The organism is Pseudoalteromonas sp. SWYJ118 (assembly GCF_015864505.1).
GTDB classification, from domain to species: domain Bacteria; phylum Pseudomonadota; class Gammaproteobacteria; order Enterobacterales; family Alteromonadaceae; genus Pseudoalteromonas; species Pseudoalteromonas arctica.
Genome location: NZ_JADYXC010000012.1, coordinates 92239 through 106474, shown reverse-complemented (window position 1 = coordinate 106474; position 14236 = coordinate 92239). Strand labels below are relative to the sequence as shown.

The 14236-nt window shown below is 39.1% G+C and carries 11 protein-coding genes; 5 read left to right on the top strand and 6 right to left on the bottom strand.

The features are described 5' to 3' along the window. Nucleotides 1–28: 28 nt before the first annotated feature. Complete coding sequence (locus I6F48_RS12675) at nucleotides 29–934, bottom strand: DUF808 domain-containing protein (protein ID WP_165729320.1); 906 nt, start codon at nucleotides 932–934, stop codon at nucleotides 29–31. A gap of 145 nt (nucleotides 935–1079) precedes the next feature. Between I6F48_RS12675 and I6F48_RS12670 the strand changes: the two genes are divergently transcribed. The 5 genes from I6F48_RS12670 to I6F48_RS12650 all read left to right on the top strand — a co-directional run bounded on the left by I6F48_RS12670 (nucleotide 1080) and on the right by I6F48_RS12650 (nucleotide 6398). Further along, complete coding sequence (locus tag I6F48_RS12670) at nucleotides 1080–1361, top strand: MliC family protein (RefSeq protein ID WP_165729321.1); 282 nt, start codon at nucleotides 1080–1082, stop codon at nucleotides 1359–1361. Nucleotides 1362–1427: 66 nt separating this feature from the next. Next, a complete protein-coding gene (locus I6F48_RS12665) occupies nucleotides 1428–3458 on the top strand; it encodes a methyl-accepting chemotaxis protein (RefSeq protein WP_197119569.1) in 2031 nt (676 codons plus the stop codon). Between the two features lie 71 nt (nucleotides 3459–3529). Then, nucleotides 3530–4996: a 4-hydroxy-3-polyprenylbenzoate decarboxylase gene (ubiD, locus tag I6F48_RS12660; protein WP_024589659.1), complete on the top strand. Its 1467-nt coding sequence runs from the start codon at nucleotides 3530–3532 to the stop codon at nucleotides 4994–4996. Nucleotides 4997–5105: 109 nt separating this feature from the next. Then, nucleotides 5106–5819: an NAD(P)H-flavin reductase gene (gene fre, locus I6F48_RS12655; protein ID WP_024589658.1), complete on the top strand. Its 714-nt coding sequence runs from the start codon at nucleotides 5106–5108 to the stop codon at nucleotides 5817–5819. Between the two features lie 168 nt (nucleotides 5820–5987). Beyond that, nucleotides 5988–6398 (top strand): CBS domain-containing protein, encoded by a 411-nt coding sequence (locus I6F48_RS12650; RefSeq protein WP_007580571.1) that lies wholly within the window; start codon nucleotides 5988–5990, stop codon nucleotides 6396–6398. 58 nt (nucleotides 6399–6456) lie between these two features. Here I6F48_RS12650 and add read toward each other — a convergent pair whose 3' ends face one another. The 5 genes from add to hemC all read right to left on the bottom strand — a co-directional run bounded on the left by add (nucleotide 6457) and on the right by hemC (nucleotide 14216). Continuing rightward, on the bottom strand, nucleotides 6457–7458 hold the full coding sequence (gene add, locus I6F48_RS12645; RefSeq protein ID WP_024592609.1) for an adenosine deaminase: 1002 nt from the start codon (nucleotides 7456–7458) through the stop codon (nucleotides 6457–6459). Nucleotides 7459–7584: 126 nt separating this feature from the next. Continuing rightward, entirely contained in the window at nucleotides 7585–10272 is a 2688-nt protein-coding gene (locus I6F48_RS12640) for a CHASE domain-containing protein (protein WP_197119568.1), read from the bottom strand. A 51-nt stretch (nucleotides 10273–10323) separates the two neighbouring features. Beyond that, on the bottom strand, nucleotides 10324–11433 hold the full coding sequence (locus I6F48_RS12635; protein WP_165729324.1) for a heme biosynthesis HemY N-terminal domain-containing protein: 1110 nt from the start codon (nucleotides 11431–11433) through the stop codon (nucleotides 10324–10326). After that, nucleotides 11430–13277 carry a uroporphyrinogen-III synthase gene (locus I6F48_RS12630; RefSeq protein ID WP_197119567.1) on the bottom strand — a complete coding sequence of 616 codons (1848 nt, stop codon included), beginning with the start codon at nucleotides 13275–13277 and terminating at the stop codon, nucleotides 11430–11432. Before I6F48_RS12630 ends, I6F48_RS12635 begins: the two co-directional genes overlap by 4 nt. Continuing rightward, nucleotides 13278–14216 carry a hydroxymethylbilane synthase gene (hemC, locus tag I6F48_RS12625; protein WP_165729326.1) on the bottom strand — a complete coding sequence of 313 codons (939 nt, stop codon included), beginning with the start codon at nucleotides 14214–14216 and terminating at the stop codon, nucleotides 13278–13280. Nucleotides 14217–14236 lie beyond the last annotated feature (20 nt).

The following is a 14236-nucleotide window of genomic DNA, read 5'->3' as shown; positions in this document are numbered from 1 at the left end:
CTGGCGCAACAAGTACGCCAGCTATAAACTATTTTTTAAATAACTTTGTATAACCTACATGTATAAGCACAACAACTAAGCCGGCAATAACACCTAGCAAACCATCAAACAAGAGAGGCGCTAATACTTCTCCTGTGCCGCCAGCAACAGACTGAGCATAGCTCGTTACATCCACTTGAGTATGATGCAATAACTCAACACCATGCACTAAAATCCCGCCGCCTACTAAAAACATTGCAATGGTGCCCGCAAATGCTAAAAACTGCATCAACCTAGGCGCTGCTGCGAGTAAGCCTTTACCAAGTAACTCTTTAAATTTATTAGCTGACACTTTAGATTCGTTGAGTAAATAAAGCCCGGCATCATCCAGCTTTACAATACCGGCCACTAAGCCATAAACGCCAATCGTCATTATAATTGCGATAACACAAAGCACTAAAGCTTGGTTAAGTAACGTAGCGCCTGCCACAGTGCCTAAAGTAATAACAATAATTTCGGCAGAAAGAATAAAGTCGGTTCTTATTGCCCCTTTTATTTTTTGTTTTTCATACTCTACTAAATCTAATTTTTCATCTTCATCTACCACTTCATTGTGATGAGGCAAAAACTTAGCAAATACTTTTTCAGCTCCCTCAAAACACAAAAACAAACCACCCATCATTAAAAGCGGTGTTATTAACCAAGGCAGCCATACGCTTATTAATAAAGCAGCGGGTACGAGTATCGCTTTATTTAAAAATGAGCCCTTTGCCACAGCCCAAACAACCGGTAATTCACGCTCTGCTGCAACACCTGTAACCTGCTGTGCATTGAGTGCTAAGTCATCGCCTAATACACCCGCTGTTTTTTTTGTTGCTACCTTACTCATTGTCGCAATGTCATCAAGTAAAGTGGTTATATCGTCTAATAACGTTAAAAGGTTAGTGCCTGCCATAAAGCTTCCGAGCTCAAAAAATATTGCTATAAACATAACGTAAAGCGCTACTTTCACCAACGGTTAATTTTGCTTTGTTATTCTTACATTAGATTAAAATTTTGCCCTGCGTTTTAACTTACTTTTAAAGAAGATGGGAGAAAAAATGAAAGTATATTTAGCATTAATCGCTATTTTACTAAGCTTAACCGCATGTAGTGATTTACAAACCAGTACTGCTTACCAATGCGATGATGAGAGCGTAAAACTCAATATTATTAATAATTCTGAAGCCGAAATTATCTTTAACAATAAAGTGCATGTACTTAATCACGAAAAAAGTGCATCAGGGAATAAATATATAAGTGAAGAGGTACTGTTTTGGGGTAAGGGAAATGAGGCCATGCTAATCATTGCTGGTAAAAAAAGACAGTGCATCAAGGTTTAACACAAAACCAACCAATAAATTACAGTAATGCTACAATAATTAAAGACCCATTATTGTGATGAAGTTATGCGTTCAATTGCGATCAAACATAAAATAATTTTAGCTTTTACAGCCATTGGTTTATTGGTGCTAACAAGTAGTGTGTTTTTTTATTGGTCATTAAACAAAATTAGCGTTAACAATACCCGAACCGAAAAATTAGCAGTTCCGGTACAACAGTTCAGTAAAGATTTAAGGCTATCATTACTGTCTATTACTAAATTTAACGCCTTAGCTTACAGCCAAGCAAACCTTGATTTACTTCAACAAAATAAAAAACAGGCGCAAGCTGAGCAACAACAATTTAGCGATATGCTCAATTCGTTAAGCACTCAACTAAATCAACAAATAACAATGCAAAATTTACTCACCAGTACCAACGCAGGCTTCGAGCAACTGACTAAAGTAAGTGTCGCAATGTTTAGTGCTAAAGAGAGTAAGTTTGTAGCGCAAAATTCCACCATAGAATTATCAGCAACGTTTAACGAGCAACTTTACAATTTAAGTTCTAACTTACTTGATATAGAACTTTTAGAAGTGCCTGCAAAACAGCAGGCGCTACTTAATGCGATGTTTGGAACAGCGACCCGTATAGATGATTTATTGTTTAACTTAAGCAATAATATAAAAAGCATTACTCAAACTACAAGTATCAATGATTTAAATAGCCATCAGCAAGATACCCTATTTCTACTAGATAACATCCAACCTAATTTCACCTATTTAGAGCAACAAGCGCTACCCTTTAATAATGCGTTTAATGCTAAAAATTTAACGGCTAAATTTAATCAATTAAGAGAGTTACTTAACAACGATACAGGAATTTATGCCCAACAAAATAAAGTACTCAAAAGTACTATTGCTGCGGCTCAAAATTTTGAACACTTTCAACAGCAATTTATAACAACAGAAGGTCAGCTTATTGAACTTAATAAATTGGCTGATGAGCGCTTTAATGCCTTACAAACTAATGCAAAGGCCGCCATAAATACTGGGATTAGTTCTGTAGTAATTATTACGCTTGTTTTAATTATATTGATTATCGCTATCTCTATTTTTACAACTCGCGCAATGCTAAAACCGCTTAAAAAAGTAAACCGCGATTTAGCCCGAATCGCCTCAGGTGATTTATCAAAGCGAAGCCATCCGCGCAGTAAAGATGAATTTGGTACTTTGCTAAATAACATAAATAAACTCAGTGAAGACCTTACCCAGTTAATTGGCGCAATTAGTAGCGACGCCCATGAACTAGACCGCAGCGCTATTAAAACCAGTGAAAAAGGTCAGCAAATGACGGTTGTTGCACAACAGCAGTTGGAGCGAAGCGCACAGGCAACATCGCTTGCACAAAATATGCTAACTAACTCACAAGCGGTTTATGAACAAGCAGATAAAACATCAAGTGAAATAACCAATGCATCGCAATTTGCCAATGACGTAAACAAGATTGCTAATACAAATAGTCTAAGTATAGAAACTTTATTACAGCGCCTTGATAAAGCAGTAGGCAGCACTGAGGAACTAGCCCAACACACTCAGCTTATTGAAGCCATTGTTGAAACAATTAGCAGCATTGCCGAGCAGACCAACTTATTGGCACTCAATGCTGCAATTGAAGCAGCGCGAGCGGGTGAAAACGGACGCGGGTTTGCTGTAGTTGCTGATGAGGTTCGATCATTAGCTGCACGTACACAGACCTCGACTAGCGAAATAAACACCATGATCCAAACATTGCAACAGCACACTCAAACAACTCAAGAACACATTACCGATGGCCAACACCAAGCCAAGCAATGTGTTAAAAACAGCACTGAACTAAATAAAGCCGTAGAGCGTATTAAAAGCACATTGTTGTCTGTTAATCAGATGAGTGAGCAGATTGCTCATGCATCACATGAGCAATTGACTAACAGTAACGACATTCAACAAATAATGGCCAAGGTGACAGAGCAAGCAACCTTGAATGCCAAAAACGCGACAACCCTAGCAAGCGAAAGTGAAGACGTAAATCAACTTGCACACTCCTTAACAAGTGCCGTAGAGCGCTTTAAGTTTTAAGTGCAAGTAATGACTTGGCTTGCATGAAATGGGTATAATACTTCAACTCTTTTGCTTAATAGCGGCCCACAATGAAATATAAAGATCTACGTGATTTTATCGATTTGCTTGAAAAAAAAGGCGAACTTAAACGTATCACCCAAGAAATCGACCCGTATCTTGAAATGACCGAAATATCTGATCGCACATTGCGTGCAAAAGGCCCTGCGTTATTATTCGAAAATCCAAAAGGCTACGATATGCCGGTGCTTACCAACCTATTTGGTACACCAAAACGCGTAGCAATGGGCATGGGCCAAACAGATGTTAGCGAGCTTCGCGAAGTGGGTAAGCTACTCGCTTTTTTAAAAGAACCTGATCCACCAAAGGGTATTAAAGAAGCTCTAGGTGCTATACCTATTTTTAAGCAAGTGCTTAATATGCCTGCAAAAGAAGTTAAAAAAGCGCCTTGCCAACAAGTAGTTTTAGAAGGTGATGATGTAGACTTAACTAAATTACCTATTCAACATTGTTGGCCAGGTGATGCAGCGCCATTAATTACTTGGGGCCTTACAGTTACTAAAGGGCCTTATAAAAAGCGCCAAAATTTAGGCATTTATCGCCAGCAATTATTAGGTAAAAATAAAATAATTATGCGTTGGTTGTCGCATCGTGGTGGCGCGCTTGATTTTCAAGAATGGTGTAAAGAAAACCCAGGACAGCCTTACCCTGTCTCGGTAGCACTAGGTGCCGATCCAGCTACTATATTAGGTGCAGTAACGCCTGTACCCGACACATTAAGCGAATATGCATTTGCTGGTTTATTACGTGGTAGCAGAACCGAAGTTGTAAAATCTATTTCCAATGACTTGCAAGTCCCTGCCAGTGCAGAAATAGTACTTGAAGGTTACATTATGCCAGGTGAAATCGCACCTGAAGGCCCTTATGGCGATCATACTGGTTACTATAATGAAGTAGATGACTTTCCAGTTATGACGGTCACTCACTTAACGCATCGTAAAGATCCTATTTATCACAGCACATTTACTGGCCGACCGCCTGATGAGCCTGCGATTTTAGGTGTAGCACTTAATGAAGTGTTTGTGCCGATATTACAAAAGCAGTTTCCTGAAATCGTCGACTTTTATCTGCCGCCTGAAGGGTGCTCGTACCGTATGGCGATTGTAACAATGAAAAAACAATATCCTGGCCATGCCAAGCGCGTGATGATGGGGGTTTGGTCGTTCTTACGTCAGTTTATGTATACCAAGTTTGTAATTGTGTGCGATGACGATATTAATGCCCGTGATTGGGAAGATGTTATTTGGGCTATAACAACCCGAATGGATCCTGCTCGCGATACAACATTAATAGAAAACACACCTATTGATTATCTCGATTTTGCATCGCCAGTCTCTGGCCTGGGTTCAAAAATGGGAATGGATGCCACCAATAAATGGCCTGGCGAAACCACCCGCGAATGGGGCGAGCCTATTGTTATGGATAAAGACACCAAAGACCGCGTAGATGATATTTGGGAAAGCCTTAATATCCTTTAAGTGTTTATATGTAAGTACATAACAGGCTATAAAATAACCCTGCAGATATGCTAGAATCGAGTCATTCGATTGCGTATCTGCTGTTTAAAGCGCTGCTAAAAGGTAAAAAATGCAAACATTAAAAGCTGAAGTTGTAGCTATCAGCCCACTTACAGAATTTGTTCACAAAGTAATTTTAAAGCCACAACAACCTGTGACCTTTGAAGCTGGCCAATACATGCAACTCGTATTGGGCGAAAAAGACAAACGTGCTTTTTCTATAGCTAGTCGCCCTTCACAGTGCGATGCAATAGAACTGCATATTGGCGCGTCAGGTGCCGATTCGTATGCAATGCAATCGCTGGAACATTTACGAAACGCGCATACCACTGGGCAGTTAGTAGACATTGAAGCTGGCTTGGGTATTTCACAGTTGCGCCTGCAATGTGAGCGCCCTATTATTTTACTTGCCGGTGGCACTGGTTTTTCATACGCAAAATCAATGGCTGATCACTTAGCTGAAATTAAGTGCGACCGTCCTGTATTATTTTACTGGGGTGTAAAAGAAGAGTCAGCTTTATACGCACATACAGAAATGCAAACATGGGCCGATAGCCACAAAAACTTTGAGTTTATCCCTGTGGTAGAAAATCCATCTGCTAATTGGCAAGGTCACACTGGCTATGTACATAAAGCGGTAATGCAAGATATTGTATCACTTGAACCATACGATATTTATATGGCCGGTCGTTTTGACATGATAGGTATTGTCCGTGATGACTTTATTACTCATGGTGCAATTCGTGAAAACATGTACGCAGATGCATTCGCATTTATCAAATAATTGAAATTAACTTTCAGTTATGAATAAAGGCACCTAATCGGTGCTTTTATTTTATATAACAACAAATACTTAATAGTTAAAACCTATCAATCTCATCAACATAAACAATTTCCTAAATTCCTATCTATAAACCATACTTTGTATAGAACATCAGCGGGAGAGACCCAAATGCTAAATACAAAAGTAAAAGATTTTATGCAACGCAAGTTGCCAAATATCACACCAGATACAGAAATGACAACAGCCATAGCAGAACTACAAAAATTTAAACTACTTGGCGCACCAGTATTTGATAAAGATAAATGCCTAGTCGGATTTATATCTGAGCAAGAACTATTAAAACCACTTACGCAAAGCAGTTATTTTTGTGATGGGATGGTTAAAGTATCGCAACTTATGCAAACAAAGGTAGTGACCGTTAGCGGCGATACCAATATTATTGAGCTTGCAGAGCAAATGCAGCCCGGTAAACCAAAAAACTACCCTGTTGTAGAGGGTGTTAAAGTAATCGGCATGATCAGCCGAGCAGATGTACTTAAAGCACTTTACGATAATTACATGAGCTGCCAAACACACTAAATTGCAGATAACAAAATGCCGCTTATAAAGCGGCATTTTTAATGTGTATTAAATGGAGTTAACGTGCGCTAACGATTGCTGAAAGTTCTTTTTTATCGCCATCGCTTAAAAATGCTATTTCTAATGCATTTTTTTGGGCTTTTTCCATATCAGCTTGAGATAAGCCCGCTTTAGGTGCTGCAACGGTATATTCGTACTCAATTTCAATGCCTTCAACCGCAGGGTCATCAGTATTAATACACGCTAAAATACCGTGATCTAAAAACTGTTTAAGTGGGTGCTTAGCTAAATCGTTTACTGTACTGGTTTGAATATTACTTGTTAAGCACGACTCAATACCAATACGGTTATCGCGTAAGTAATCCATTAGTTTTGGATCTTCAATAGCTTTAACGCCATGCCCTATTCGGCTTGCACCTAACTCATTAATTGCTTGCCAAATACTTGGAGCACCGAGTGCCTCTCCAGCATGAATAGTCGAAGCTAAATAAGCATTTCGTACTTGTTTAAAGTGCTCTACAAACAACTCACCAGGAAAGCCAATTTCGTCACCGGCTAAATCAACAGCGACTAAATCATTTTTAAATGCGAGTAAAGCATCAAGCTCTTTTTGACATGTTTTTACGCCATAAGTACGCGATAAAATACCAATCAAGTTAGCTTTTATATTTGCATCCTTTGTTGCTGATTTAATACCATCAACAACCGCCTCTACAACCCCTTCTGGGTGTAAACCTTGGCTTTGTGCCATGTAGTAAGGGCTAAATCGAAGCTCTACATAATCAAGGCCTTGTGCTTGTGCATCTTCAATGTTTTCAATCGCTATTCGTCTACACGCATCGTAGTCGCCAAGTACAGTGACACCCCAATCTAACTTTTGTAAAAAAGCCATAAGGTTTGGCTCAGGGTCAATAACTTGAACATGAGGAATTAATGCCTCAACGTTATCTGCAGGTAACTCTATATTAAACTGACGACCAAGTTCTAATATGGTTTGCGCACGTACATTACCATCTAAATGACGGTGAATATCTAGCAAAGGTAATTTTCTATTGATCATAATAGCAACCCAGTTTAGTTAAATTTGCGCGCATGATACGCAGATATAGTTATTTTTCAAGTCTATATGGTTTGCGTTAAGTTTAAGCGGTCATATGTCTGCTTTTTGTGCAAAAAATAACGTTACTTATTTATTTGATAAATAATGCCAAAGAGTTTTAAAAAGCGTATTTGCATCAATAGGTTTGGTAATATAACTATTCATTCCAGAGGCTAATGCCTTTTTAACGTCATCGTCATGGGCGTTCGCCGATAGCCCTATTATGGGTAAATCAATTAACCCTAAATCACAACGAATTACTTTTGTTGCTTGGAGTCCATCCATTTTTGGCATCTGAATATCCATAAGAACAATGTCGTAGCTATTTTCGGTTAGCTTTCCTATGGCTTCAAAACCATCATTAGCAATGTCGGCAATACACCCTTTTGTTTTTAAAATGGCACTGGCAACATGCTGGTTAAGTGGGTTATCTTCGACTAAAAGTAACTTATAGTTTGCGAATGATAAGGTACTTACATCTATTTCGTCGTATTGCTGTTGAATTTGCTCTGCCTTTGGTAAAGGCGATATAAGCGGCAAACTAAATGTAAATGTAGAACCTTTACCTTCATAACTGACTAAATCAATTGCACCACCCATTAACTCAACCAGCTTTCTGCAAATACTTAACCCTAAGCCTGTACCACCATATTGACGTGAGGTTGAGCTATCGGCTTGCGCAAACGGTTTAAACAATTGTTTTTGTGCTTCGCTACTAATACCAATACCCGTATCGTTAATACTAAAGTAAGTCATTTTTTTCGACTGCCAAATTTTCAGAGTGATCTCACCTTCCCCTGTAAATTTAACCGCATTATTGAGCAGATTCAGCAGCACTTGTTTTAAGCGGATTGGATCGGTATTAATGACCAAATTTGATATTTTATCAAAATCTAGACTTAACTTTATTGATTTAATGTCAGCTTCAAACTGAAGTAAATTAAGCATTTCATCCGCTAAACTCGCTACATTAATAGGCTCTTGCATTAAGTCTAGCTTGCCTGCTTCCATTTTTGAAAAGTCGAGCACATCGTTTAATACCCGCAGTAAAACACCCAGTGCTCCATCTGCTTGTTCAATGTAACTTCTTGCTTGTTGCCAATCATTCTGTTGCAGCGCTAAATAATGCAGCCCTTTTATACCGTTAATAGGGGTACGGACTTCGTGACTCATGTTTGCTAAAAACTGTCCTTTAATATGACTCGCTTCATCTGCTTTTTGTTTTTCTTTGCGTAATGTATGCGTTTGCTTAGCCACTTGTTCGCGAATTTGTATGTTTGTACCTGTAACTGAAATCAAAAATGTAATCAGTAACCACACAAACAACATACCTACTATTTGTGCAAGCCAATACATTAACCAAGACGTTCTAACTATTGGTTCATATAACTCGACCTGCCACATGCGTTTGCCAATCAACAATTGATATTCTTTAAACAGCGTTTGCGAGTTATCGGTATCGGCAATATAAATTGCCTGCTTTTTCCCTGGTATCGTTGTATCAAAAAAACTGACTGAAATTGAGTTGTTGTGATCAAATAATAGTGTTTGCGATAAGCGTTTCAGACTGACAATCGCTGCCACAAAACCTTGAAAATCATCTTCGGTAGACGACTCTCCAAAAACAGGATATAAAAAAAGCACACCGTCTTCAGCTGTATTTTGGACTAAATTAATTGGCTCACTTAGTGCAAGTTCATTAAGCTCTTTCGCTTTGCTAAGCGCTGCACCTCTTACTTTACTAGAAGCTAAATCAAACCCTAAAACACCTTCATTATCTTTTAAGGGATATACATATTTTACAGGAAAGTAATTACTACGAGTACCTGCAGGTTGCCAACCTCCATCAAGTGACTTTTCTTTTATGTATAAAGTTTTGCCTGTGGCTGTATTTTCATGTGTTTCAAAATCTGCGAGTTTATTTGCTGGTACATAAGGTATCCATTCAAATGCTAAAATTTCTTGGCTATAGTCCAACTGCTTTGAAGTAAATTGTTTAAACTCTTTAAAGTTCACGTCATTACTACTAGCAAAAAATGTAGCTAACAATCCTAAGTGAGCAGTAATACCATCGAGCTTCTGGCTTATAGCATTTTGCACAGTAAGTATTTTGGCTTCTTGCTTTTGAATGTCTTTTTCTTTTTTAACACTGGCAGCGCCATAAAAACTAACGCTGATCAGTATATAAATTAATAGTGAAGGTAAAATTACCAACATACGGTGGCGTACTTGCGTGTAATTAAAGGCTGCGAGCATGAGTGGAGTAAATATAAGTACACCGATACTGTCACCAATCCACCATGCTATAAAGCTATCAAAAATAGCATGCGTAGGGATCACATTATTCAATGCTAATAAGCTAGTTCCCACACCTGCAGCAATAACACAGCATATTGGCCCTGCTACTATTAGGCTCTGCACACTGTGTTTTAAAGAAGATAAATCTAGTGGAGCCTTTATAACATTTACTATGATTTGACGACCAATCCAAGCCTGTAAAACAGATGCTAAAGTGACGCAAATAGCTTGTAAAAGCACATTAAAATGAAGAATATCTACGGTGTTATCAAGATGAATTAAGTTAGTACAGAAAGCACCAAGAATAAGGCCAATAAATGACTTACGTCCCCAAATTAAAAAGCTCGCTAAAGCAATTCCTGAGGGCGGCCAAGAGGCGACCGCATAGCCATCAACAGAAAGAAGTGAGTTGCTAAAATACCCAGTAAAGAAGTAAGCACAAGCCAAGCTAAGGGTTAATATTAAAAACTTTCTCAATGCTTGTGCTCCTGAACTACAAAAAATGCTAAGTAGTTATAGTGTAGTCATTTATTGATATAAAACGAGCGCCTTTTCTGCTTGTGCACTATTTTTATAACTTAAAACAGCTTGTTCAGAGAACTGTTTTTTATTGTCACTATTCAGTGCTTTATCAAAAATTCTAGCTGCTAAGTCATAATCACCTTTAGCATTAGCAAGGCAAGCCAGCGCAAGTAATAGTGAATTATTTGAATCATCCTTTTTAAGGCGTTCTTGTATGTTTATTTGCAACTTAGGCGCGTCGGCTGCTGTTGCTTTACTTAATATATTGGCAAGCTCTAAGTGTTGCTCATTATGCTTAACCATTTTAATTAAGTCACTTTCGATAACAGCCAATTGACCTGCTTGCGCCATTTGCATTAAATATGCGGTGTGGGCATGAGCTTGCAGCTTTTTCGGTAGCTGTTTATATTTTTCACTCAGTTTGTCTGCATCTAACGCATTAAAGTAGGCACTAAATAACTGCGTCCACTGTGCATCAGTAAGTGCTTTTTTGCGTAATAAACGCGGCAAAAAATCTTCCAGCGCACTAAAGTGTTGTTGCTGTACTAATACTTCTGCATAAAGTTTTAACTCAAGTGCGGTGGCTTTTTTAGCTTCTGCGCTAATACGCATTTGTGATTCAATCGCGCTACTGTCGCCACTTGCCAACCATAGCTTTGCTACTTTTAATTGATGCTCTGGGCTTATTTCAAATAAACGCTCAAGTGCTTTATCTGTTTGATTATTAGCAAGCGCTGCTTTTGCAAGTAATGCTAAGCGAATATCTTCAAACTTATCTGGTACGCTATTACCCGATAGAGCCTGCTCTACATGCTCATAATCATCGTTAATAGCACTCCACAACGCCTGTTCAATCGCTGCTTGTTTACGCTCTTGGCTACGTGCAAAAAAGCCATGTTTAGTATTATGATAAATCGATAATAAGTAGCGGATTAGCTTATATGTAATAAATACGATCGCAGTAATAACAATCACTGTACCGCAAAAAGCAATCATAGTGCCCTCAACTGTATAGTTATTAAATGAGAAAAGGACATAACCTTTCTCATTTATAACGTAAGGAGCTACACCAATAACAAGTACTAACGCAATAACCAGTATTATTAGCCCTATCATTGCACCCACTCCTTAACCTGCTGTGTACTTTGAAGTGTTACTTTAGGGCTAAAGTTAAGTGATTCTTTCTCAAGGTTAGCTATTGATTTTAAAACCATTTGTGTAGCGTTATCGTCTTTCTTAAAATACTCATCAACTAAGCGCTTTGCTTCACTTAAAGTACTAAAGTAGATGCTAGCTTGTTTACTAAGTAACGCATCTTGTGCCTGAGTAATATAAAGCTTAATACGTTGATTAACGAGGTGACGCTCTTGCTCATCAAGAAATGGAGCAACTACTCCCCCTTCTCGGTGGTGAAGTGTTAAAAAGCTGTCTAAAAAGCGACCCCAGCTGTTATTTAAATTCTGCTGCCAATCATTTATATCTTCACTTAATTCATTTTCATCTACTTCGGTAACTTCTTCTGGCAAATTAACTGCATTAAAAACTAAGTCGTCAATACTGCTTAGTACACTGTTTAGCTGTAAATAAATAGCCTCTGTTGCAACAGGTTTAAGGCTATCAAGTGTTTGTATGTCTTGCATAATAGCTTGGCGAACTTCAACTGTTCCAGGGTGTTCGCTAAGTAATGCATCTAAGCGCTTTAAAACAGCACTAGTGCCTTGGTAATCTTTTTCAGCCCATAACTTAAACTCAGCCATACGCTGTAAGCTGGTTACTTCTTGTGGGTTTAAAGACGAGCCTTGTTGCTGCGCTTTTTGCAGGGCTGCTTTTAGCTCTTGCTGATTTTGAGCTGCACTTTCACTTAGGGTTGCGGCTACTTTTTTCTCACTATTAAATAGCGCTTGCTGCAAATTAGATTGTGCTGACTTAAGTGCTTGCAGCTCTTGAGCGAGTAACTTATTTTGCTCACTCAACTCATTCGCGGCCAGGTTTTGCGCCTTACCCGCATTTAATTTTTGATAAAACTCATAACCCACACCTGAGGCCACAATTAGCGAAATAAGAAGTGCAAGCACTGCGACTTTGCTAACCTTTTGTTTATTTTTATTTGCGGTGTTTTTAGCGGCTACAGGCTCTTGTTTAGCTGATTTAACCGAGGCCGTATTAGCTGTTGTTGGAGTGGCTTTTTCTGCCGTAACTGACTTTGACTGTTCGCTCATGTTGCTACCTTGCTGATTAATACAGGTAAACATAGCGTCATCGCTAGCTCCTGCTGCAATATGTATATTAGCCAAACTTACTTGTTGTTGCTGTAAATATGCGGCAATGCGCTCGCTGGCAACATAAAATTGGCACTGTTGTAACCATTGTAGTTGTGGTGCAGCAAGGGGAGTAAAAATGGCATCGACTGCTGCATTACTTGTTATGACTATACCGTGTACATTATTGCTTTTCCAGTGGTCAGTCCAGTTACCACCTAATTCACTTATCGGTTCACGTTTGTACACTACGCAATTATTTAAAAAAGCACCGCGCTCTTTAAGCACTTTTGCTATATCTGGGCGACCGCCTTGTCCTTTAACCAAAACTATATTACTACCATCAACCTGAGCAAGTGATTTTAGAGCCAGTAACCCCTCTGAATCATATTGCTTAGATTTAGGCAATGCAGCACGCACACCAAATTGTTCATATATTGTGTCGGCTGTTTGTTGGCCTACCGCATAAAACTGCGCTTTTGTATTTATATCTGGTTTTAGTTGCGCAAGCGCACTGACTGCATCTTGCGATATAAATATTATTTTGTCCGCATTTAACAGCGGACTCAGCTCAGTGCTAGAGGGTGTTAAATGCGTTATTTTTAATACCGGAAACAAAGACGCCTGATAACCCGCTTGCTCTAATTGCTGTGCAAGGGCTGCGCCTTTTCCTTCGGGCCGAGTTATCAGAATATGTGTCATTTATGCGTCTCTATAAACTTCAGCTAATATTTTGTCTGCGCCTTGAGCTAGTAATTTTTTAGCAAGCTCAATGCCTAGTTTTTCTGCATCATTTACATGACCAGTTACTTCGTCGCGTAAAATTTCGCTGCCATCAACAGCACCCACTAAACCACGCAAATGTACCTGCTCGCCATCAACTAATGCATAAGCACCAATAGGCACTTGGCAACCACCTTCTAAATGGCGATTCATCGCACGCTCTGCATTTACGCGAATACGTGTTTGAGTATGCTCAAGTGGTGCAAGTAATGCTTTTGTTACTTCATCATCAATACGGCACTCAATACCTACAGCGCCTTGACCATTTGCCGGTAATGATACTTCTGGCTCAATATAGTCGGCAATACGCGACTCCATTTCTAAACGAATAAGCCCTGCTGCAGCCAAAATAATAGCATCGTATTGGCCATCATCTAACTTACCTAAACGCGTATTTACATTACCGCGTAAATCACGAATATCTAAATCAGGACGAAGTGCTTTAATTTGGCACTGACGGCGCAAACTCGAAGTGCCCACAATAGCGCCCTGTGGTAGAGCGTTTAAATTAGCAAAATTGTTTGATACAAACGCATCTCGCGGATCCTCACGCTCACAAATAGTATACAGCTCTAATCCTTCTGGGAACTCTACTGGTACGTCTTTCATAGAATGTACGGCAATATCAGCTCGGCCATCTAACATGGCTTGCTCAAGCTCTTTAACAAATAAACCCTTACCGCCAATTTTGGCCAAAGGCGTATCTAAAATTATATCCCCTTGCGTCGACATTGGGACTAATTCTACGCGTACATCTGCATGAAAACGCTCAAGTTCAGCTTTTACAAATTCGGCCTGCCAAAGTGCTAAAGCACTTTTACGAGTTGCGATGCGTACTAATTTTGTTTTTTCTGTCATAAGGGTATCCAATTAATTAC

Bases quoted from the DNA above. Each gene is read 5' to 3' on its own strand.
- I6F48_RS12630 (WP_197119567.1), bottom strand. From the start codon at position 13,277: ATGACACATATTCTGATAACTCGGCCCGAAGGAAAAGGCGCAGCCCTT.
- ubiD (WP_024589659.1), top strand. From the start codon at position 3,530: ATGAAATATAAAGATCTACGTGATTTTATCGATTTGCTTGAAAAAAAA.
- I6F48_RS12670 (WP_165729321.1), top strand. From the start codon at position 1,080: ATGAAAGTATATTTAGCATTAATCGCTATTTTACTAAGCTTAACCGCA.
- fre (WP_024589658.1), top strand. From the start codon at position 5,106: ATGCAAACATTAAAAGCTGAAGTTGTAGCTATCAGCCCACTTACAGAA.
- I6F48_RS12635 (WP_165729324.1), bottom strand. From the start codon at position 11,433: ATGATAGGGCTAATAATACTGGTTATTGCGTTAGTACTTGTTATTGGT.
- add (WP_024592609.1), bottom strand. From the start codon at position 7,458: ATGATCAATAGAAAATTACCTTTGCTAGATATTCACCGTCATTTAGAT.
- hemC (WP_165729326.1), bottom strand. From the start codon at position 14,216: ATGACAGAAAAAACAAAATTAGTACGCATCGCAACTCGTAAAAGTGCT.
- I6F48_RS12650 (WP_007580571.1), top strand. From the start codon at position 5,988: ATGCTAAATACAAAAGTAAAAGATTTTATGCAACGCAAGTTGCCAAAT.
- I6F48_RS12675 (WP_165729320.1), bottom strand. From the start codon at position 934: ATGGCAGGCACTAACCTTTTAACGTTATTAGACGATATAACCACTTTA.
- I6F48_RS12665 (WP_197119569.1), top strand. From the start codon at position 1,428: ATGCGTTCAATTGCGATCAAACATAAAATAATTTTAGCTTTTACAGCC.